Source organism: uncultured Veillonella sp., from assembly GCF_900545795.1.
Classification (GTDB): Bacteria; Bacillota; Negativicutes; order Veillonellales; family Veillonellaceae; genus Veillonella_A.
The window spans coordinates 340,786-363,266 of sequence record NZ_URAR01000001.1 but is presented as its reverse complement, the minus strand read 5'-3'; the positions used below and the strand labels follow the sequence as shown (position 1 = coordinate 363,266).

The 22,481-nt window shown below is 37.9% G+C and carries 19 protein-coding genes; 16 read left to right on the top strand and 3 right to left on the bottom strand.

What is annotated here, in order from left to right; genetic code table 11:
• Positions 1-472: 472 nt before the first annotated feature.
• The 5 genes from larA to lysS all read left to right on the top strand — a co-directional run bounded on the left by larA (position 473) and on the right by lysS (position 8,494).
• Positions 473-1,735: a nickel-dependent lactate racemase gene (gene larA / locus QZR90_RS01465; RefSeq protein WP_295787968.1), complete on the top strand. Its 1,263-nt coding sequence runs from the start codon at positions 473-475 to the stop codon at positions 1,733-1,735.
• A 456-nt stretch (positions 1,736-2,191) separates the two neighbouring features.
• Positions 2,192-4,390: an ornithine decarboxylase gene (gene speC / locus QZR90_RS01460; protein WP_295787965.1), complete on the top strand. Its 2,199-nt coding sequence runs from the start codon at positions 2,192-2,194 to the stop codon at positions 4,388-4,390.
• Positions 4,391-4,415: 25 nt separating this feature from the next.
• Positions 4,416-5,744 (top strand): putrescine-ornithine antiporter, encoded by a 1,329-nt coding sequence (potE, locus tag QZR90_RS01455; RefSeq protein WP_295787963.1) that lies wholly within the window; start codon positions 4,416-4,418, stop codon positions 5,742-5,744.
• Positions 5,745-6,053: 309 nt separating this feature from the next.
• Positions 6,054-6,956 (top strand): LysR family transcriptional regulator, encoded by a 903-nt coding sequence (locus QZR90_RS01450; protein ID WP_295787961.1) that lies wholly within the window; start codon positions 6,054-6,056, stop codon positions 6,954-6,956.
• A gap of 86 nt (positions 6,957-7,042) precedes the next feature.
• A complete protein-coding gene (lysS, locus tag QZR90_RS01445) occupies positions 7,043-8,494 on the top strand; it encodes a lysine--tRNA ligase (protein ID WP_295787978.1) in 1,452 nt (483 codons plus the stop codon).
• A 208-nt stretch (positions 8,495-8,702) separates the two neighbouring features.
• Here the strand turns inward: lysS and bamE are convergent, their stop codons facing one another.
• From bamE to QZR90_RS01430, 3 genes are all read right to left on the bottom strand, one after another.
• Positions 8,703-9,191, bottom strand: a complete 489-nt coding sequence (gene bamE, locus QZR90_RS01440) for an outer membrane protein assembly factor BamE (RefSeq protein WP_295787959.1) — start codon at positions 9,189-9,191, stop codon at positions 8,703-8,705.
• Positions 9,170-9,499: a hypothetical protein gene (locus QZR90_RS01435; protein WP_295787957.1), complete on the bottom strand. Its 330-nt coding sequence runs from the start codon at positions 9,497-9,499 to the stop codon at positions 9,170-9,172. Before QZR90_RS01435 ends, bamE begins: the two co-directional genes overlap by 22 nt.
• 119 nt (positions 9,500-9,618) lie before the next feature.
• Positions 9,619-9,960 (bottom strand): MazG-like protein, encoded by a 342-nt coding sequence (locus QZR90_RS01430; RefSeq protein ID WP_295787955.1) that lies wholly within the window; start codon positions 9,958-9,960, stop codon positions 9,619-9,621.
• 833 nt (positions 9,961-10,793) lie between these two features.
• Here QZR90_RS01430 and QZR90_RS01425 point away from each other — a divergent pair.
• The 11 genes from QZR90_RS01425 to QZR90_RS01375 all read left to right on the top strand — a co-directional run bounded on the left by QZR90_RS01425 (position 10,794) and on the right by QZR90_RS01375 (position 22,466).
• Positions 10,794-11,795, top strand: coding sequence for a sulfate ABC transporter substrate-binding protein (locus QZR90_RS01425; protein WP_295787953.1), 1,002 nt, complete (start codon positions 10,794-10,796; stop codon positions 11,793-11,795).
• An 8-nt stretch (positions 11,796-11,803) separates the two neighbouring features.
• The gene (gene cysT / locus QZR90_RS01420) at positions 11,804-12,643 is read left to right on the top strand and encodes a sulfate ABC transporter permease subunit CysT (protein WP_295787950.1); all 840 of its coding nucleotides are present in this window, start codon (positions 11,804-11,806) and stop codon (positions 12,641-12,643) included.
• A 1-nt stretch (position 12,644) separates the two neighbouring features.
• A complete protein-coding gene (locus tag QZR90_RS01415; protein ID WP_295787948.1) occupies positions 12,645-13,556 on the top strand; it encodes a sulfate ABC transporter permease in 912 nt (303 codons plus the stop codon).
• Between the two features lie 37 nt (positions 13,557-13,593).
• Positions 13,594-14,667, top strand: coding sequence for an ABC transporter ATP-binding protein (locus QZR90_RS01410; RefSeq protein ID WP_295787946.1), 1,074 nt, complete (start codon positions 13,594-13,596; stop codon positions 14,665-14,667).
• 66 nt (positions 14,668-14,733) lie between these two features.
• Positions 14,734-16,632: an adenylyl-sulfate reductase subunit alpha gene (locus QZR90_RS01405; protein WP_295787944.1), complete on the top strand. Its 1,899-nt coding sequence runs from the start codon at positions 14,734-14,736 to the stop codon at positions 16,630-16,632.
• The gene (locus QZR90_RS01400; RefSeq protein WP_295787942.1) at positions 16,616-16,930 is read left to right on the top strand and encodes a ferredoxin family protein; all 315 of its coding nucleotides are present in this window, start codon (positions 16,616-16,618) and stop codon (positions 16,928-16,930) included. The genes QZR90_RS01405 and QZR90_RS01400 overlap by 17 nt, the downstream gene beginning before the upstream one ends.
• 105 nt (positions 16,931-17,035) lie before the next feature.
• Entirely contained in the window at positions 17,036-17,935 is a 900-nt protein-coding gene (gene cysD, locus QZR90_RS01395) for a sulfate adenylyltransferase subunit CysD (RefSeq protein WP_295787940.1), read from the top strand.
• A gap of 242 nt (positions 17,936-18,177) precedes the next feature.
• Positions 18,178-19,866 carry a sulfate adenylyltransferase subunit 1 gene (locus QZR90_RS01390; protein ID WP_295787939.1) on the top strand — a complete coding sequence of 563 codons (1,689 nt, stop codon included), beginning with the start codon at positions 18,178-18,180 and terminating at the stop codon, positions 19,864-19,866.
• 223 nt (positions 19,867-20,089) lie between these two features.
• Positions 20,090-21,370, top strand: a complete 1,281-nt coding sequence (locus QZR90_RS01385) for an FAD-dependent oxidoreductase (protein ID WP_295787937.1) — start codon at positions 20,090-20,092, stop codon at positions 21,368-21,370.
• Positions 21,367-21,648, top strand: a complete 282-nt coding sequence (locus QZR90_RS01380) for a ferredoxin family protein (protein ID WP_295787935.1) — start codon at positions 21,367-21,369, stop codon at positions 21,646-21,648. The genes QZR90_RS01385 and QZR90_RS01380 overlap by 4 nt, the downstream gene beginning before the upstream one ends.
• 14 nt (positions 21,649-21,662) lie before the next feature.
• A complete protein-coding gene (locus QZR90_RS01375) occupies positions 21,663-22,466 on the top strand; it encodes an electron transfer flavoprotein subunit beta/FixA family protein (RefSeq protein ID WP_295787933.1) in 804 nt (267 codons plus the stop codon).
• Positions 22,467-22,481: the final 15 nt, after the last annotated feature.

Here is a 22,481-nt window from a genome sequence, read left to right as displayed (position 1 = left end):
AGGAGTATTTCTATGGATTAGGAACAATAGAAGCGGCGTTGGGATAAATAGTGAGCCTCATTTGAAGGAACATGCTAGTGACGCACAAATCAGTACGAATTTTTTAGTTCGCAGCGTACGATTCTTCGGAGAAGAATAGCCAGCATCCGAACAGGAAGTCGCTAAGATATACACAGGGATTGAATAGCAAATCGTCATTACATATGCCATACCAAAAGGTATGGCTTTTTTCTTATTTTAAGTATAAACCTTTATAGAGTATTCATATTTTTATATGGTATAATTAATTCATAAATAAAATACTATTGTATCTTACTAAGAGACTTTCAGTTGAATGATTAGAATAAGATTTATTAGTCTATGAACTCTTTCATAAATAATATTTTGGTTAAAGCATTTAGATGTATGGTTATCCTTTTAAAGAAACAAGCAATAGTATATGGTAGGTATAAGTGTTTAGGAGGTATTTAGTATGAAGACATACTCCTTTCATTATGGTGATGGTTTTGTTGATTTTAAATTAGATGAAAAACGTGTTATTGGTGAGCTTCACATGGCCGAAACTCCTGTGCTCCCTAACCCTGAGCAAGCAATTAGGGATGCTTTTGATAATCCTATTGACTCTAAGCCTTTGAAAGAGTTAATTAAAGCGGGAGAAACAGTTGCGATTATAGCTAATGACACAACACGTATTGCTAATACTCATATTTTCATGCCTATTTTAATTGAGTATTTAAATAATATTGGTGTTACTGATGATCATATTAAAATAGTCTTCGCCCTTGGTACACATCGCGATATGACAGAATCGGAAATGCGTCAAGAAGTAAGTCCAGAGATTGCTGATCGGATTCAACTTATTAACTCTAATGCTAAAAAAACTGAAGACTTTGTTCATGTAGGCACGACTTCTTTTGGTACGCCTGTGGAGCTAAATCGTCATGTAGTAGAAGCAGACCATATTATTTGTACGGGCTCTGTGGTTCACCATTTCTTTGCTGGATTCGGCGGTGGACGTAAAGCCATTTTACCTGGAGTAGCTTCTTATGAAACTATACGTAAAAATCACAGCTTAATGCTTGATGATAAAGCAGCGATAGGTGAACTAGATGGAAATCCTATTTATGATGATCAAATAGAAGGCGTTGCTTTATGTCCTCCAACATTTTTATTAAATATTGTGCTTAATGGGGAAAAAGAATTTACTGGTGTATTTGCTGGTCATTACATTACAGCTCATAAAGCTGCCTGTGATTTTGTAAACAAACAAAATGGTGTGCCTATTAAAGAGTTAGCGCCTATAGTGATTGCCTCTACTGGTGGTTATCCGAAAGATATTAATATCTACCAAATGCAGAAAACTATGGATAATGCTGTAAAAGCAGTTGCACCAGGTGGTGTTATTATTCTATTGGCAGAATGTCGTGAAGGCTCTGGTTCCGCCATTTTTGACGAAACAGTACATAATTATCATTCCATACAAGCAATAGAAGATTCAGTGCGCAAAGATTTCCAAATTGGACGCCATAAAGCGTATGCTGTAACGCGTTTGATGAAAAAAGCAGAATTCTATTTACTCTCGTCTTTACCTGATGAATATGCAAAAGAAGCATTCTTTACGCCTGTTCATTCTATTGAAGAGGCACTTACTATGGCTGAAGCTAAACTAGGTGCTGATGCTCCTATTATTTTAATGCCTCATGGATCCTATACGGTTCCTTTATTAGAAAAATAAATATAAATAAGTAATCCCTCAAGTATATTATTTGAATTTCAATTTAAGTCTCATATGAAATTCATTGTATATATACTTGGGGGATTTTTTTATTGATTTCTTATTAAATCTTCAGTATATCGAAAATAATAGATTAACTATCACTGATTTTCATTTGATTTAAGATTTTATTAAATAAGTGAAGACTAACATATATAAAAAAATAAGAAGTAGAAAAGATGTATATATCTTAAAAATGCATAAATAGCTTGCACTTTTAAGATACTTATATTGAGTTATTATAACTTAAATGTAACTTCATATTTTTCAGTATTATTCAAGGTGTTTGATATTAGTTATACTGTAGTCAAAGATATGGCTTACCCCGGGAGCAAGCCATTTAAATACAGTTTTATATACATTGTGAGTTGTATAGGGCTTATAAGTATATACATTGACATTTTGGAGGTCATAAAGATGGAAGCATTAAAAATTGTATGTAGTAGTGAGGCAGCAAAGCATTTTGATATTTCTTGCAATAGACCGCAAGAATGCTTAGATACTATTTTAGGCCAATTTGAGCCAGATTTTACTGCTACCGGTGCCGTAGTTGTTACAGATCAAGAGTTAGACAAACTACCTCCTGTAATTGATACTTTATTAGATATTCCAACATTTATTATTCGCACAGCTAAAAATAGCGAAATTCCTTTGGATTTATTAACAAAAGGTGTTCATGTAATTGATGTGAACCAATTTGATCGTTTACTATTCAGCCGTCAAATTGAAGATGCTGTAGTATCCTATGAAGAAAAGATTTTACCACCATTCTTTAAAGAATTAGTAAAATATGTTGAAACTGGTAATATGACATTAGCAACACCAGGTCATCATGGTGGTCAATTCTTCCGCAAACATCCAGCAGGACGTTATTTCTATGATTGGTTTGGCGAAGCTTTATTCCGCTCTGATATGAGTTCTTCTGATGTTCGTATGGGTGACTTACTAATTCATGAAGGTGCACCTTATGATGCAGAAAAACATGCAGCTGAAGTATTTAATGCAGACTTCACTTACTTCGTATTAAATGGTACTTCTTCTGCTAATAAAGTTGTATGTAATGCTTTAATTAAACCTGGTGATGTTGTTCTATTTGACCGCAATAATCATAAATCTTTACATCATGGTGCTTTAGTTCAAGCTGGTGCAACTCCTGTATATGTAGAAACTTCCCGAAATCCATTTGGTTTTATCGGTGGTGTAGATAATCATTGCTTTGATGAAGCTTACTTACGTGAACGTTTAGAAAAAGTGGCTCCACATAAAGCAAAGGAAAAACGTCCATTCCGCGTAGCTTTAATTCAGCTAGGTACTTACGATGGTACTATTTATAATGCTCGTCAAGTTGTTGATCGTATCGGTCATCTTTGCGACTACATCTTATTTGACTCTGCATGGGTTGGTTATGAACAATTTATTCCAATGTTGCGCGATTGCAGCCCAATGTTATTAGAACTTGGACCAGAAGATCCTGGTATTTTCGTAACTCAATCAGTACATAAACAATTAGCTGGTTTATCTCAAGCATCTCAAATTCATAAAAAAGATAGTCATATTAAAGGCCAAGCAAGATATTGTAATGATGATTGCTTCAACAATGCATTCATGTTACATGCATCTACATCTCCTTGTTACCCAATCTTCGCTTCTCTTGACGTAAATGCTAAGATTCATGAAGGTAAAGCAGGTCGTAAATTATGGGATGAAACAGTAAAACTTGGTATTGAAACTCGCAAAGCTATTAAAAAAGCTTGTCATTACATCAAACCATTTATTCCTGAAACTATTGATGGTAAAGCATGGGAAGACTATGACACTGATGTAATTGCAGCAGACAATAAATTCTTTAAATTTGATCCAGAATCAGATTGGCATCAATTTGAAGGATATGGTAAAGATCAATATTTAGTAGACCCTTGCAAATTATTACTCTATACACCTGGTATTGATAAGAAAACTAGAAAATATGAAGATTTCGGTATTCCAGCAGGCCTACTTTCTAACTACTTACGTGAACATGGTTTAACTCCAGAGAAGAGTGACTTGAACTCCATCTTGTTCTTGATTACACCAGCTGAAACCGAAACTAAGATGAAAAATCTTGTATCCTTATTAGCTCGTTTTGAACAATGCTTAGATGAAGATCTTCCAATGCAAGATGTTTTACCTAAGATTTACTACAATAATGAAGAACACTATAGAGGGTATACAATTCGTCAACTTTGCCAAGAAATGCATGACTTCTATAAATCTCATAATGTAAATACTTTACAAAAACGTTTATTCCGCGAAGAATACTTACCACCAGTAGCAATGAGTGCTCAAGCAGCTACTTATGAATTTATTGCTGGTAACTATGAAGAAGTAACATTAGATCAAATTGAAGGTCGCATTGCACTTGAAGGGGCTCTTCCTTATCCTCCAGGAATCATCACTATCGATCCAGGTGAACGTTGGAGTGAAAACGTAATTGCTTACTTCCGTGTATTAGAAGCTACACTTAATGAATTGCCAGGCTTTGCTGGTGAAATTCAAGGTGTTCACTTCAAAGAAATTGATGGACAAATTAAAGCAGTTGCTTATGTATTGAAAGACGAATCTGTAATTAAAAAATAATATTTAGAATAGGACGTGAAAATAAATGAGTGATACTAGCAGCAAAAAAATGGGTGTAGTTCAACTCACCATTATCACAGCTGTTAACATGATGGGCTCCGGCATCATCATGTTACCAGCCAAGCTGGCAACAGTAGGTACAATTTCAGTATTATCCTGGCTAGTGACTGCAGTAGGTTCTATGTGCTTGGCGTATTGCTTTGCACAATGTGGTATGTTTAGCCGTAAGAGTGGCGGTATGGGTGGTTACTCTGAATACGCTTTTGGTAGAAGTGGTAGTTTCTTATGTAACTATACCTATGCATTCTCTCTAATTATTGCAAACGTAGCGATTGCGATTTCCGCAGTTGGTTATGGTACAGAGTTCTTTGGTACTCAATTAAGTGCACTTGGTGTAGGTTTAGCAACAATTGCTATTCTTTGGATTACTGGTATTCTTAACTTTGGTGGTGCTAGCATTACTGGTAAATTGGGCTCTATAACTATTTGGGGTGTTTTAATTCCAGTATTTGGTATTAGTATTCTTGGTTGGTTCTGGTTTGACGCCGGTACTTATGTAGCAGCATGGAATCCTCATAATTTACCATTCTTCGAAGCTGTTTCTACATCTATTACACTTACACTATGGGCATTCTTAGGCTTAGAGTCTGCTTGTGCTAATAGTGATGCAGTAGAAAATCCAGAAAAGAATGTTCCAATTGCAGTACTTGGTGGTACTCTAGGGGCTGCTATTGTATATATTGCTTCTACAAATGTAATGAGTGGTATTGTTCCAATTGAAGCCTTAGCTGCATCTAACGCACCATTTGGTTATGTATTTGCTCAAATGTTTAATGAAACTATTGGTCAAATCGTAATGGGCTTAATGTGTATTGCTTGTCTTGGCTCCTTATTAGGTTGGCAGTTTACAACAGCACAAGTATTAAAAAGCTTAGCTGATGAAGGCTACTTCCCTAAAATTTTCGCTAAAGTTACTAAAGCGAATGCACCAATTGCAGGCATGATTATTATGATGATTATTGAAACAATTATTGGGTTCACAACTATTAGTCCAAGTCTTATGGAGCAATTCAATGCTATCGTAGAACTTGCAGTAGTTACAAATCTTGTGCCTTATGTATTATCGATGGCAGCATTGCCAATCATTCTACATGAAGCAAAAGTTAATAAGAAAAAAGTGGGCTCCATCTTATTTATCAACCTGTTAGCTGTACTATATAGCTTCTATGCTCTTTATGCTTGTGGCGAATTTGCTCTTGCCTATGGTGGTCTAGTAACCTTCTTAGGTTGGGTATTCTATGGCTATATTGCATATAACAATGAAGTTGGTACAGTAAGTGAAAGTGTATCCTAAGATACAAATTCTTATTACAATAAAGTTTTCCGAAATTAGGACAGCATTATAGATGCTGTCCTGATTTTGGAGTTTGTAGATAATTTATAAGGGAGCGTAAATTAATAGAAATAAGGGTTGTGTGTATTTATATTTTCTATTAAGTAATAGAATGTATTTGGTAATTAATGGAGATCTTTTTATTTGTTTAAAGTAGAAACTGGTATAGAATATGGGGCTATCATAGAGTGTCATATAACTACTCTATGATGAAAGAGTCGATTATACTTAATTTAAGTATGGTTGCATTTATGAAAGGAAACTATTTCTATGGATTTTGAGGTTTATAGAAATTATGTGTATGTAGCTGAATCTTATACAATTAGTGAGGCTGCAAGACAATTAAATATTGCTCAGCCGGCCTTAAGCTTGCAAATTAAAAATTTGGAAGCTTATTATGGCGTGCAATTAATCAAGATGCGCCAGGGAAGTCGTCATATTGAATTAACTACCGCTGGGGACCTATTATATCGCCGAATTAAACATTTATTGAATCAAGAAGAATTACTTCGTAAAGAGGTAAGAAAAAGCGCTTCTGAAGAAGCAGATATGATTGCTATTGGGACTACCCCTGAACTAGCATGTATTGTAAATGATTATATTACAGATTTTAAGAAGGAAAATCCTCGTGGAAAGTGGAGAGTTATTTTTAATGATTTGCGCGTAATTACTGAATATTTAGAGCGTGGTTTATTAAGTTTAGTAGTTACGCCAACTACACCTCCACATAAGCATTTATATAATTTTGAAGGCGCTGGTACACGTGAGATAGTAGTACTAGGGCCTAAAGGTCATGAACTATTACAGAATCGTAGTTTTATAAAACTACCAGCGCTTCAAGGGCAGGAACTAGGGGTTATGAGCGATTTAGAAAACTCCCTATTACGCTTATGTCGAGAAAAGGAATTAGATATTTCTTTTAATGTAAATAGTAATTCATTGATGTTTATTCTAGATGTAGTGGTGCAATCAGGATCATTGGCTATTGTATCAGGTGTTATTCCTGAATGGGTAAAAGATGTAGTAGAATGTATACCTTTACGCTGTAAGGAGATTAATAAATCACAGCGAATCTTTACTCATAAGGGTGGACAGAAAACTAAATTAGTTAAGGAATTTTTAACATATCTCAAAGATAGACCAGATATTAGTGATTCGGATGCTAATAATTAGCAAGGAGAAGTATTATGGACCTTTTCGACGGATTAGATACATTTGCATATCTAGGTGATGATGATTCTGATGTAACTTTTGCTCGCATGGAAAAGTTACAAAAGCTGTATGAATTGGATATATATCCCTATGGCGATAAGTTTGAATGGAGTCATTATTCTAGTGATGTAATTCGACAATTTAATACACTAATTAATACTAAAGTAGCTGTGTCAGGCCGTATTATGGTGAAACGGGACCATGGAAAAACTATATTTTTCACACTTCGTGACTCTAAAGGTGACATTCAAGTATTTGCTAGAAAAGATGAATTGAGTGAGCTTGAAGCTGATTTATTAGATTTACTAGATGTGGGAGATATTATAGGTGTTAATGGCATCGTATTTAAGACCGATAAAGGTGAAATAAGTGTTCGTACGACTAAAATCGAGTTATTAACGAAATCGCTTAAACCTTTGCCTGATAAATGGCATGGTCTTAAGAATGCTGAATTTAGATATAGACATCGATATGTTGATTTAATTATGAGCCCACAAGTGCGTGAAGTATTTCAAAAGCGCTCAAAAATTATTTCTTGTATTAGAGAGTGGCTATTAAAACATAACTTTATGGAAGTAGAAACTCCGATGATGCAGAATTTATATGGAGGTGCGGCAGCACGTCCATTTATTACTCATCATAATGCGCATGATATGGATGTATATTTAAGAATTTCACCAGAATTATATTTAAAGCGTTTAGTCGTTGGTGGATTTGATAGAGTTTTTGAAATCAATCGAAATTTCCGCAATGAAGGGATTGATAAGACCCATTATCCTGAGTTTACTATGGTAGAAACATATCAAGCGTACGCAAACTATGAGGATATGATTCAACAAATCGAGGAATTAGTTCGTTATTGTGCTGAATCTGTAGTGGGAAGCAGTAAAGTTGTGTATCAAGGCACGGAAATTGATTTTTCTTCACCATGGCAGCGCATGACTATGGTTGAAGCTATTAAAAAATACTCAGGTGAAGACTTTGACGAAGTAGAAACTTTAGATGATGCTCGTAAGTTTGCTGATAAATTAGGTGCTACTTATACGGAACATGATGGCATTGGAAAAGTGATGAATGCTTGTTTTGAAAAGGTGGCAGAACATAATTTAATTCAGCCTACAATTATTACAGGTCATCCTCTAGAGATTTCGCCATTAGCAAAACAAAGTCGTGAAAAACCGTGGTTAACAGATCGATTTGAAGCTTATATTTTTGGACGTGAGTTAGCAAATGGATTTTCTGAATTAAATGATCCATTTGATCAGAGAACGAGATTTGAGCAACAAATGAGAGAGCGTGAACTGGGGGATGAAGCGGCTCATCAGATGGATGAAGATTTCATTGACGCGTTAGAATATGGATTGCCCCCAACAGCCGGGTTAGGGATTGGCATTGATCGTTTAGTCATGTTTCTAACTAATAGTCCATCCATTCGGGATGTTATATTCTTTCCTCTTATGAAGCCGGAGGATGGTTGTCATATCAACAATGATGACTAGAATAGATTTGAGATTAATTCATGCAGTAAAAAAAGAAATATATCTCTTATATACATAAATATATTTTGCAATAAGTTGTTAGCGAAAAAAGCTGCTAGTAGATATTCGGATACTCTACTAGCAGCTTTTAATTTATTATTTAAAGTACATATAGTTTTAATGGTTTAGGGTTGAGCTAAGCTGTGCCATAACTTAATTAACTCACAAATTAACTTGGCTGATTTTTTAACCAAACATATTGCCCTTGATCATCAAAATACATATATTCTTCATGGCCAATAGGATAGGTCGTACCTTTTCGTAAAGCTGGACTTTGGAATTTATATTCTTCTGCAAAAGTAGGCAGTGAATTATCTGCATTTAACCCAGATTGTTTAAAGCGTAATTTACTTCCCTTTAATAAGTAAATGCCATCAACAGTATCCCCCTTAAATGAAAGGGCTAATTTTTTATCAGCATAGTACCAGCCGTTAAGAACATATAATGATTTTAAAGGGCCTTTAGTAGATGGCGTACCTAATATAGCTTGTACTTCATCAGTACTCATACCTAGATGAATATCAGCAATAGATTCATAATAGCTTACTTGTGGTACATTGCGGAGCATAGTCATATCATTGACAACAATATAGTCTTTGTCATTGTGTCGGATTGACCAAGAAAATTTTAAATCTTTTAGGCCATTTTTTTCTTGCAAGCGAATAATGGCATCACCTTTAGTTTTGTGCTACCTACATAATCGTACATGCCCACTACTTGTGTACTATTAATATAACCATTTTGGATATCTAACATGGCTTGGCCTTGATGATTGTACCAAGTTCCTTGGAACTGATTGAGTAAGCTTGCAGAAATCTGCTCATTAACGGCTCTATAACTTACTGCTGTGGCCTGTACTGTGTTTGAAGTAAAAAATGGTGTTACAATACCTAAGCCGAAGGAAAAGGCTACTGCCAGAGATACGGTTAGTACTAGGGATTGTTGTTTAGTGCGTGTGAATTTCATAAAGAACTCCTTTGTAATTTAGCTAATGGTAGATGATATCAGTTGATATAAAATGATGCTACAAAACAATATGTAAGAAATTTATTTTATTTGTTTACATTTACTTATTTTTGTATATTTTATTTGGGTAGGTCACGCTCTTTTTCTTCAATAAAGTCCATAATAGCTTGTTCAAAATCGATATCCATTCGTTTTGCAAGGGTTGCTAGCCACCAAACACATTCTCCTAGTTTATGGGGGAGTAGTGTTTTTAAGTCGTTTCCAGTATCAGCAGTAGGCCAAGTGCTTTCATGCGCCATAGTTAAGCGGCCTACAAGAGCAGCGTCAGTAAGAAAACCTAGAGCATCTTCTTCAATGGTCCAAGGTTTGCCATTAAGTTTATTTTCTAATTTGTGATAAGACTCGCGAATAGCTAGATTGCGTTGAATCATTTCTTCAACTGTAATTGATTTGTTTTTCATAAGAAAACTCCTTTTCATAAAAAAGGTAAAATAGAAATACTATACTGATTTAATGAGTAGCAAGTAGCTATTTATAATGGATAAAATAATTAATTTAAGTATATCATATAATTTTAAAGCATTCATGCTATGAAAATAATATAAGAAGCATACAATTAAAATAAAATGAGAAAAATTATCATAAATAGAGAGCGATGATTATATAACTATAATGTTTAATTAGTATAGATAGGTAATTAAGTATAAGCGATAAATCCTTATATTTCAGTAAACACCAGATAAGGTATATGACTCATATCTTAGGCTAAGAAATAAGGTCTGAAACATATAATCTTAGATTGACATATAAGCATAAGATAAAGATAGAATTTAAACGGTAGAGGGTGATATATGAGGTATAATATATAAAGTTAAAGCAAGCGTTATGATGTATAAGCTTAGAGACACAAGCAAAAAGGAGACAGTTAAAAGATACAAATCTAAGATTCAAGAGTAAATGTATGAGGTAATAGGAAGCATTCAATGGGGTTTTAATCCCTCTATATTTTGCTTAGAGAGTAGAGTTGTCAAACTACGTTATAAATAATAATGTTTTTCATAATTAATATTTAATAATTTAGATGTACTCCTAAGTTTATCTTTACTTGTAATAAATCCTATTGACAATGTATGATTTAAACTTTACAATAACAGACAGTTTTATGTATGTTTTAATTTTTTTACAATTAATTCCTTTTAAAAATATAGGAATTAAGATGTTCCTTCATTGAGAAAGAAGAGGCAGATACGCGCTGTCATTGAGGTGATAATCAGTGCAAAAAAAGAGATGGGTCATGTTCATTGCTTTAGTGGCTGTGGGGGCAGCACTAGGGGGCGTAATTCATTTTAATGGAGCGAATGGAAACAACTCCGCAAAAGAAATTATCAATGTATCCTATGATCCTACGAGAGAATTTTATGAAGCTTATAATGCTAGTTTTGAAGCGTATTATAAGGCAAAAACAGGGGACGATGTTGTAGTACATCAATCACATGGTGGTTCAGGGAATCAAGCCCGTGCGGTGGTAGAGGGCTTTGATGCAGATGTAGTCACTTTAGCCTTAGCCCAAGATGTGGATTTATTACAAAAAGTTCATTTGTTAGATCCCGAATGGGAGCAAGCATTGCCAAATTATTCGGCGCCTTATACATCTACCATTGTATTTTTAGTGCGTAAAGGAAATCCTATGGGGATTAAAGACTGGCCTGATTTGGTAGCACCTGGTATGCGTTTAATTGCACCAGATCCTAAAAGTAGTGGTGGTGCTGCGTGGATCTTTTTAGCTGCTTATGCTTATGGTAGTGGCCCACAATGGAATGATGAGGCTGGCGAAGCATATGTAAGAAAGCTCTATAATAATGTGGCTGTTATGGATGCTGGTGCGCGAGGTGCAACTACGACATTTGTAGAGAATAAGCAAGGCGATGTATTGCTAGCTTGGGAAAATGAGGCCCTTCAAAGTGTAGCCAACCATCCAGGGGACTATGAAATTATTATACCTAGTGTATCCATTGTGGCAGAGCCAAGTGTAGCCATTGTATCTGAATTGGCTAAAAAACGTGGTACTTATGATATTGCTAAAGCGTATTTAGAATATTTATATGATGATAATAGCCAACGTTTAATTGCACAGTATGGATTTAGGCCGACTAATCCCAAGATTATGCAAGAAGTGGCAACAAAATATCCTATGCCTAACCGCATGGTAACGATTCGCGATTTTGGGGGCTGGCCAAAAGCGTATGAGCGCTTCTTTGAAGATGGCGCTCTGTTTGATAGCTTGCGAGATAATTAGGAGGGCCTATGAGAGAGAAACAAAAGGGACCTCGTTTATTACCTGGTTTTGGAATTACAATGGGGGTCACTATTAGTATTTTATCTATGATTGTACTATTGCCTATAGGCACAATTTTTAGTTTAGCCTTGCAAGTGTCACCGCTTCAGATGTGGGAGATTTTAGCCAAGCCTATAGTCTTTCATGCCTTTGTAACGAGTATAACTACTGCTTTTATAGCAGCTGGAATTAATCTAGTATTTGGCTGTATACTGGCGTGGATTTCAGTGCGCTATGATTTTCCAGGACGACGTATTATTGACAGTTTAATTGAATTACCTTTTGCTTTACCAACCGCTGTGGCAGGGATAACATTATCTAAATTGTATTCTGATTCAGGGCTTATAGGGGCGGGTTTAGCAAAATTGGGTATATCGTTTCTTTATACTAAAATGGGGATAATTATAGCTTTAGTGTTTGTAGGCATCCCCTTTGTAGTTCGCGCGGTAGAGCCTGTATTGAGTAAGCTTGATGGCTCTTATGAAGAAGCTGGCGCTGTACTAGGAGCGAGTCGTTTTACTATATTTAGACGCATTATTTTACCTGAAATTTTACCTGCTGGCTTAGCTGGCTTTGCCCTTGCCTTTGCACGAGGGATTGGTGAATACGGCAGTGTAATCTATATTTCTGGGAATAGCGCGAAGGCACATACGCAAGTAGTATCCTATGTTATTATGCAGAAGTTAAACTACATTGACTATGAAGGGGCTACCGTTATGGCCGTATTGTTATTAGCCATTTCATTTTTGATACTCTTAAGCATTAATTTATTACAGCTTAGACAAGCAAAGCGCGTAGGAGGTCAATAAGATGGCAAAATATGAAGATAAAGTAATGGCGGCATCGATTAACCAGAGTCAGGCTAAAACAGATGAAACAGCATGGAATGGTTCGAAGGAATCGCGACTTATGGAGTACCTGCTTATTACGCTAGGCGTTTTATTTGTTCTAGTCATGCTAGTACTACCTTTAATGACTGTCTTAGTTAGTTCCTTTCAACAAGGAATAGCTTTCTATGTTAAGGCGGTTACTACCAAATATGTGCTTAGTGCTTTAGGTTTAACCTTAGGCGCTGCCTTAGTGGCAGTCATAGTGAGCAGTCTATTTGGATTATGTGCAGCCTATGCTATTGGCAAATTTGATTTTAAAGGAAAGCAGCTGTTAATGACATTGATTGATATACCCTTTTCCGTATCACCCGTTATTGCTGGCTTAGCCTTTATCATGGTTTTTGGTCGCATTGGTTGGGGTTATGGCATAATCGATACTATCAATCAATGGCTTGGCACCAATTGGCGCGTAGTCTTTGCCCTTCCGGGGGTATTTTTAGCTACTATTTTTGTTACTTTGCCCTTTGTATTTCGGGAAGTTATTGCGATTATGCATACTCATGGACGAGAAGAGGAGGAAGCGGCTGTTTTAATGGGCGCTTCTGGTTTAACTGTATTTTGGAAGATTACCTTTCCACAGATTAAATGGGGCTTTTTATATGGTGTGTTGCTTTGCTCGGCTAGAGCCTTGGGAGAATTTGGTGCTGTTAGCGCCCTTTCAAAGGCTAGAGGAAGTACCTTTACTTTGCCTTTGGAAATTGATGCACTGTATTTATCTGCTACTGGTGATAGTATTACAGCGGCCTTTGCAGCATCCTCTTTATTAGTGTTCTTATCTATTTGCCTTTTAATAGTAAGAACTTATGTGGAGCATCGCCATAGTAGAGGTTAATCATAGTTTAGAGAAAAAAGAGAGATTAGGTGGTTGGATGAGTGGAATCCAAGCCGTAGAAATGAATAATATTTATAAATCCTATGGCAATTTTGAAGCCTCTAAGGATGTAAATTTTCAAATAAAAGAAGGCGAAATTATTGCCTTGCTAGGGCCTAGTGGGAGCGGAAAAACTACGATTTTACGCATGCTAGCAGGTCTAGAGCATCCTGATGCAGGTGACATTTATATTGGTGGCAAACGAGTGAATCAGATTGTGCCAGCTAAGCGAGGTATAGGCTTTGTATTTCAAAACTACGCATTATTCCGGCATATGACGGTATTTGACAATATTGCCTTTGGTTTAACCGTGCAAAAGGAAGATCCACAGAAGATAGAGGCTCGTGTGAAGGAGCTATCAGAACTGATTGGCTTATCTGATTTAGGCGGACGTTATCCAGGGGAATTATCTGGTGGTCAGCGCCAGCGCGTGGCTTTTGCTAGAGCATTGGCGCCTAGGCCAAAGGTATTATTATTGGACGAACCTTTTGCGGCCATTGATGCTAAGGTAAAGCAGGAGCTTCGTCAATGGTTGAAGGAGACGATTAAAAAATCCGGTATTACGAGTATTTTTGTTACTCACGACCAAGAAGAAGCCGTTGAGTTAGCCGATCGAATTATTGTGACCAATACGGGACGGGTAGAACAGTTTGGAACGCCTGAAGCTATTTATGGAGAGCCAGCAACACCTTTTGTAGCTGCTTTTATGGGAAAGGCGAGCGTTATCATGAAATATGAGACATTAAAGGGGTTTGAGAAAGAGGAGACTTTTGATTGGGCTGTTATTCGACCTGAGTTTGTAGCTGTATACAAGGCTGATGCGGTACATGATAATTTAAGCGCCGTAGAAAGAGGTCTGGTAGAAGCTGTCACATTCCGTGGTACTCGATTGAGTATGCGCATTAAAATTGGTGAGCATACTATCGAAGTAGACCATCCTATAGAGGCTGATTCATTTAAAGTGGGTGAAGAAGTACAGGTGCTTATTTATCGCCTCTTCTTGTGTAGTTATAGTGATGTGCATATTGCTAAGAATAAGGCATTAGAGCCAGGACAAGTATTCTATATTTAGCTTGGGTTTAGTAATGGTTTTTACTATAGGTTACTAGGGAAAGAGAAAAGAAAAAAGGAGACTTTCATGAAGGGATTAAAACGAAAACGGCTTTACACAGATGTGCTTATAATTGGTGGGGGAACAGCCGGTTGTTATGCTGCTCTAACCATTCGCAAGGAGAGTAAGGCCCATATTGTAATCGCCGAGAAAGCAGCTATTCGCCGTAGTGGTTGCTTAGCTGCTGGCGTTAATGCGCTTAACGCATATATTGTAAAAGGTCGCAAGCCGCAAGATTATGTAGACTATGCTACTAAGGATGCAGCAGGCATCGTAAGGCAAGATTTACTTTTGACTATGAGTGAGCGTCTTAATGGTGTAACAAAAGCATTAGAAGACTTAGGTTTAGTTATTTTAAAGGATGAACAGGGCGAGTACATGGCCCGTGGGAATCGCAATATTAAGATTAATGGTGAAAATATTAAACCTATTTTAGCGGAGGCCACCCAGGCACTAGATAATGTAGATATTTTAGAACATGTAGTAATGACTGATTATTTAGTGGAAGACGGTATGATTAAGGGTGCTGTGGGCTTTTCCATGCGTGAGGGCATAGCTTATGAGATTTATGCACCGTATGTAATCTGTGCTACAGGTGGCGCAGCGGGTTTGTATCGACCAAATAATCCAGGTTTTTCTCGTCATAAAATGTGGTATTCGCCCTTCAATACAGGGGCTGGTTTTGCCATGGGTATCAATGCTGGTGCTGAAATGACAACCTTTGAAATGCGTTTTATTGCCCTTCGCTGTAAGGATACAATTGCTCCTACGGGCACCATTGCGCAAGGTGTAGGGGCAAAGCAAGTGAATGCTCATGGTGAAGTGTATGAAACAAAATATGGTTTAACTACTTCACAACGTCTCTATGGCACGGTGAAGGAGACATTAGATGGACGAGGACCTTGTTATTTAGCTACAGAAGGCATTACAAGTGAACAAAATATGGACCTTTTAAAGGCCTATTTAAATATGGCGCCAGGTCAAACATTAAAATGGCTCGAGTCAGGTTATGGTCCAAAGGATCAAAATGTTGAGATTGAAGGAACAGAGCCTTATATTGTAGGCGGTCATACAGCGAGTGGCTATTGGGTAGATACGAATCGGGAAACGACAATTCACAATTTATATGCTGCTGGTGATGTAGCCGGTGGTTGTCCTCAAAAATATGTTACAGGCGCCTTGGCGGAAGGTGAAATTGCAGGCTTGGCGGTTGCTAAACGCATTAATGAACAGTTAGAACAAACTAGCATTAAATCAACTAGTATTGAATCAACTAGTATTGAATCAATTAGTACTGAGTCAACTCGTGCAGACTCAATTAGTGCCAAAGCAATTAGTAGGGATTCTGCTCTAACCGATGTATCAGAGGCTGTATTGCGGGAAAATAAGGCCCTTTTAGAGACTAACTTGCCTAGTGAGAAGACGATTAAACAAGCACAGGCTCAGATAGAGGAATATGAATATTTTTTACGTAGCTCCAAAGTTAATAAAGATGTTCAAGTTACTAAAGACGCTAAAGACATGGCCCTTTTTACAACGGAGCAATTAGAAGAGGCCATGCAACGTGCCATGGATAGTTATGCTGGAGGCATTGGCTCCTATTATCGATTTAATAATAAACAGTTAGGTAGAGCCAAACAGCGGATTGAGGAAATACAGAATTTATTCCCAAATCTTCAAGCTTCTTCTATGCAGGAGTTAATGTACATATATGAGCTTAAAGAACGCTTGACTGTTTGTCTGGTGCTCATTGCTCATTTAGGGGCTCGAGAGGAAACTCGTTGGCATAGTTTTGCAGAGAATTTAGACTATCCAGATACAAGTGATGATTGGCTTTGCTATGTAAATTCCACTATGGTAGATGGGCAAGTGAATATACAATTACGTCCATTAGTGAAGGAGGACTATTATGAGCATCAGAATTGATCAGAAAGCCTGTGTAGGTTGTGAGCGCTGCCTTAATATTTGTCCTGGTAGCCTTCCACAAATGAATGAACAACATAAGGCCTATATGGCGTATCCAAAGGATTGCTGGGGCTGTATGGCTTGTATTAAGGAATGTCCGGTAGGAGCTATTGCGTACTTTTTAGGGCCCGATATGGGAGGCTTAGCTGGTACCATGAAGGCGCGCCGAGAAGGAACTATTTGGCATTGGCAGTATGAAGGTGCTGATGGGAAAGTTAAAACTATCGACGTGAATGCTCAGGAGTCAAATAAATATTAAACTCTGTATGATGCGGAGATACTAAGATTAGAATAAAATCAAAAAGTGATGATTAGAGGGATTAATCGTTAGATTGATTATTGAGAGAGAAAGAAGGCAGAGAGAATGAGTGAATACTCCCATTTAGATGAATTAGAAGCGGAAGCCATATATATAATCCGCGAAGTGGCAGCGCAATGTGAAAAGCCTGTTATGCTCTATTCTATTGGCAAGGATAGTTCCGTTATGCTTCACTTAGCACGCAAGGCATTTTATCCAGAAAAGCCACCATTTCCTTTTTTACATGTAAATACAACTTGGAAGTTTAAAGAGATGATTCGCTTCCGCGATGAAACGGCGAAAAAGTTTGGCCTTGATATGTTGGAATATATCAATGAAGACGGCGTCAAACAAGGCATCAATCCATTTGACCATGGGGCAGCATATACCGATATTATGAAAACGCAAGCCTTAAAGCAGGCTCTAAATAAATATGGTTTCACGGCTGCCTTTGGGGGCGGTCGCCGCGATGAAGAGAAATCGCGTGCTAAGGAACGCATTTTCTCTTTCCGCAATGCCTCCCATGGGTGGGACCCTAAGAATCAACGGCCTGAAATGTGGAAATTATATAATGCTAAAATCAACAAAGGGGAAAGTATCCGCGTATTCCCTCTGTCTAATTGGACTGAAAAGGATATTTGGCAATATATTAAACGAGAAAATATCGATATCGTATCTTTATATTTTGCTGCTGAACGCCCAGTCGTATATCGCGATGGCAATCTTATCATGGTAGATGATAATCGTTTTAAATTACTTCCTGGTGAGACTATTGAGCATAAAAAAGTTCGCTTCCGCACTCTTGGCTGTTATCCATTAACTGGTGGCACAGAATCAGAGGCCACTACTTTGGATGAAATTATTGATGAAACCCTATCCGCTGTTTCATCGGAGCGCACCACTCGCGTGATTGACAATGAAGCGGCTGGTAGCATGGAACGTCGTAAACGAGAAGGCTATTTCTAACTATTGATAGATGCTATCTATTTTAGGCGAGGCTATCGTAGGGTGAAAGTTTGCAAGATTTTAATTAGTTGGCAAAACTTATGGACAGTTTTGTGAAAGATTTTAGTTGCCTTAGTGAGCTTTTAGTTAGTTTTGCCAAGCTTTATTGAGACTTGCGAAGCCTTTAGTAGCAATAGAAGTAGTAGTTATAAATTGTCGCAATTGAAAACATCATATGAGTACGAGAAAAGAGAGGATAGGCAATGAAGGGTCTTTTGAAATTTATTACTTGTGGCTCTGTAGATGATGGCAAATCTACTTTGATTGGCCATATTTTATATGAAGCAAAATTATTATATGCAGATCAGAAAAAAGCCTTAGAGCTAGAAAGTAAGGTGGGAAGTCGTGGCGGTGCCATTGATTATTCCCTATTGCTTGATGGCCTTATGGCAGAACGAGAACAAGGGATTACTATTGATGTAGCATATCGCTACTTTACAACCGATAATCGGAGCTTTATTGTAGCTGATACACCGGGGCATGAAGAATACACACGCAATATGGCAGTTGGTGCATCCTTTGCTGATTTGGCGATTATTTTAGTGGATGCATCGCAGGGAATTTTAGTGCAAACGCGCCGTCATGCAGGCATTTGTGAGCTTATGGGCATTGAGTCCTTTGTGTTTGCTGTTAATAAAATGGACCTTGTTGGTTATAAGGAAGATGTATTCCGTAAAATTGAAGAAGATATTGCAGAGCTTGCGAAAGAAGTGGGATTAAAACAATATACTGTGATTCCTGTATCCGCTACAGAAGGTGATAATATTATGGTGTACTCTGAGGCTATGCCATGGTATAAGGGCCAAGCTATTTTGCCTTATTTAGAAACGGTGGATACGAAGGGAACGGCAGAAGATGGATTTTATATGCCTGTGCAAAGGGTATGTCGTCCGAATCATACATTCCGCGGTTTCCAAGGGCAAGTAGAAGCTGGCACAATTGCTGTAGGCGACACAGTCACAGTATTGCCTAGTGGTGAGTCTGGTAAAGTGCAGTCCTTAATGGTCGGCTTTGAGACTGTGGACATAGGACGCCCTGGTCAGCCCTTGACTTTGCAGCTGGACCGTGAGATTGATGTGTCACGGGGCAGTGTATTTGTAAAAGATTCGGGCATTGGTATGGCACAAACAGCTAGTGTGAAACTTCTTTGGATGGATGATGAGCCATTAGTAGCAGGTCAGGAATACTTAATGAGCCTTGGCACTAAGCAAGTGGTAGGAACAGTGACAGATATACAGTATCAAATTGATGTGAACACGGGCGCTGAACTACCGACTGCCGAGCTTACTAAAAATGGTATTGCTCTTTGTACACTTCATTTCCAAGCGCCTGTTGTTATGGATGAATTCCGTCGCCATAAGACGATGGGCGAGCTCATCTTAATTAATCGCGTCACGAATATGACTTCTGCTTGTGGTGTAGTGGAGGCCGTTGGTACAGCGGCAGAGCAACATACTTTTGAAGGCAATGGTATAACAGCGCGCGGCGATGTATTTGATGAATTCTATTATAATGTAGAAGGCCTTAAGGTGGACAAAATTCGGCCAACTCGCACTACCTTTACACTGGGAGATGAATTACCATTACAAGGTGCTAGTTATTCCTATCCTTCAAATTTTGATATTTTAGTTGTCCGCGATAAAGCGGCACTATTAGTGCGCGAAGGAAAACTAGCAGATGTAAAGGCCTTGGAAGCCTATGAATACAATGATGTGCCAGTAGTGAATGGTCGTGGCTTTGCCATTCAAGTAAATACAGCTCAGGAGCTTGCGCAATTCCTCAGTGAATCGGCACAGGACGAGGTAGTCCATGATGGTGCTTGGCATGATAAATGGTTACGATTTGAAACGTATCGTAAAATTATCTTCCATGACTCTTTTTGGTCTATTTAATTAGTAAAACATGAATTATTTCACATATAAAAAGGGACAGGTCATGACCTGTCCTCTTTTTTTAAGACTTAAGCTATAACTATAGAATATATATACTATGCAAAGAAGGTATTTTTAGTATACACTAAGAATATATATATTAGGCAGTAAATTTCTGAGTTTTTATTTATCTTTGATTGTTAAACACCATTTTATTATATTAATAATCTAAGGAGAGTAAAGCATGAAACGATTTGAAGCAATTGTCGTGGGTGGCGGTATGGCAGGCGCAGCAGCTGCTTATCGGATGGCCAAAGCTGGCGTCAAAGTGCTCTTGATTGAGCGTGGTAGTTATGGTGGGGCTAAAAATATGACTGGTGGTCGTATTTATACCCATTCATTGGAAGAATTGATCCCTGATTTTCGAAAAACAGCTCCATTAGAGCGAATGGTTACAAAAGAGCGGATTTCTATCTTAGAAGGCGGCAAGGCAACCACTGTAGAGTACGAAGCGCAGCCAGCTGAGCCTAAGGATGAGTCCTATGTAGTACTTCGCAGTACTTTTGATAAATGGCTTGTCGATGAAGCAGCTAAAGCAGGTACTGTAGTAGTTAATCGTATTCAAGTTACGGATCTTCTCATGGAAGGCAAAAAAGTCATAGGCGTTCGTTGTGGACAAGACACGATGGAAGCAGATGTGGTGATTTTAGCTGATGGGGTTAATTCGTTATTGGCTGAACGGGCTGGCCTTCGTGCACCGATTACAGCTAGTGAAGTAGCTGTAAGTGCTAAAGAAGTATATACCTTCAATAAAGGCGTGTTAGAAGAGCGCTTAGGTTTAACCGATAATGAAGGTTTATCCTGGCTCTTTATGGGCGATATTACGCATGGCCTTATGGGTGGTGGATTCTTATATACAAATAAAAATTCCCTATCCCTTGGTATCGTAGTCGGTCTAGAGCATATTGGTGAATCTGATGCTACTATTGATGATATGATGAATGAATTTATGGCCTATCCAACGGTTGCTCGCCTATTAAAGGGCGGCAAGCTTGTGGAACGCAGTGGCCATATGGTGCCTGAAGCAGGTTATAATTCAGTAACAACCTTAAGTGGTGATGGCTTTGCTATCGTCGGCGATGCGGCAGGTTTCTGTATTAATATGGGCTATACAGTGCGCGGTATGGACTTTGCAATTGCCTCTGGCATGTATGCTGCTGATGCGGTCATTAAGGCTAAGAAGTTAAATGATTATTCTGCTGGCGCTATGCGCTATTATGATATTTTAATTAATGATAGCTTTGTTGGAAAAGATTTAAAACACTATCGTTATTTCCCTGAATTCCTTAACAATCCTCGTATTTTCAAAAAATATCCAGCCATGGTTAATGGTATTATGCATGATGTATTTACTGTTAATGGTGAGGGCGCTAAATCCTTGGTGCCTAAGCTCATTAAACGGGCTAATGGCGTGGGCTTAGTTAATTTAGCCATTGATATGCTCAAAGGGGGTCGCGCTCTATGACAAATTTAGAAGAAAAATTAGGCGTTAATAAATATTATGTGAATGAAGGACATCCTCATATTGAAATTATTCATGACTATCCTGATATGAAGGAAAAGATGAAACTGGTAAATGCTTGTCCAGCCGGTCTTTATACATTGAATGATGATGGTACATTAGCATTTGACTATGCAGGTTGCGTAGAATGTGGTACATGCCGTGTATTATGTGGACATACGATCGTAACAAAATGGGAATATCCAGATGACACTAAGGGTGTAGAATTTCGTCAAGGTTAATAGGGAGGCAAATTATGGAATTACTGGTATGTATTAAGCAGGTGCCAGATACATCGGAAATTAAATTGGACCCTGAAACGAATACCCTCATTCGTACAGGTTTACCTAGTATAGTTAATCCATTTGATATGAATGCCTTGGAAGCTGCGTTAAAGGTGAAGGATGCAAATCCTGGTACGCGTGTAACCGTTATTACTATGGGACCTCCACAGGCTGATGTAGCATTGCGTGAATGTATATCTATGGGCGCTGATGAAGCCTATTTGATTACTGACCGTGCATTTGCTGGTGCTGATACATTGGCGACTAGCTATACAATTGCGAAAGCCATTGAAAAAGTTCAGGAAATACAAGGCAAACCATTTGATATTATTTTCTGCGGTAAACAGGCTATCGATGGTGATACAGCTCAAGTAGGTCCTCAGATTGCTGAAGAAATGGGGATTCCGCAAGTTACTTATGTATGTGAATTAAATATACTTGGCGATGGCGTTGTGCGCACTCATAGAGAGCATGAAGAAGGTTTTGAAGTATTAGATACGGATATGCCCGTGCTTGTAACCGCTGTAAAATCGCTTAATGAGCCACGCTATCCAACCTTATTGAACTCAATTCGTGCCTTTGAGTATGAGATTCATCGCATTACGGTTAATGATATGACGACTGACCCAGCAAGACTTGGTCTTAAAGGGTCGCCGACTCGAGTTCGTAAAGTATATAGTCCTCCTATGCGTTCAGCTGGTACGATGCTAACTAATGGCACTGCTGAGTCAGTGGCTACAATTGTGGATGTATTAACTAAGCGCGAGCTATTATAGGAGCAAGGAGGGATT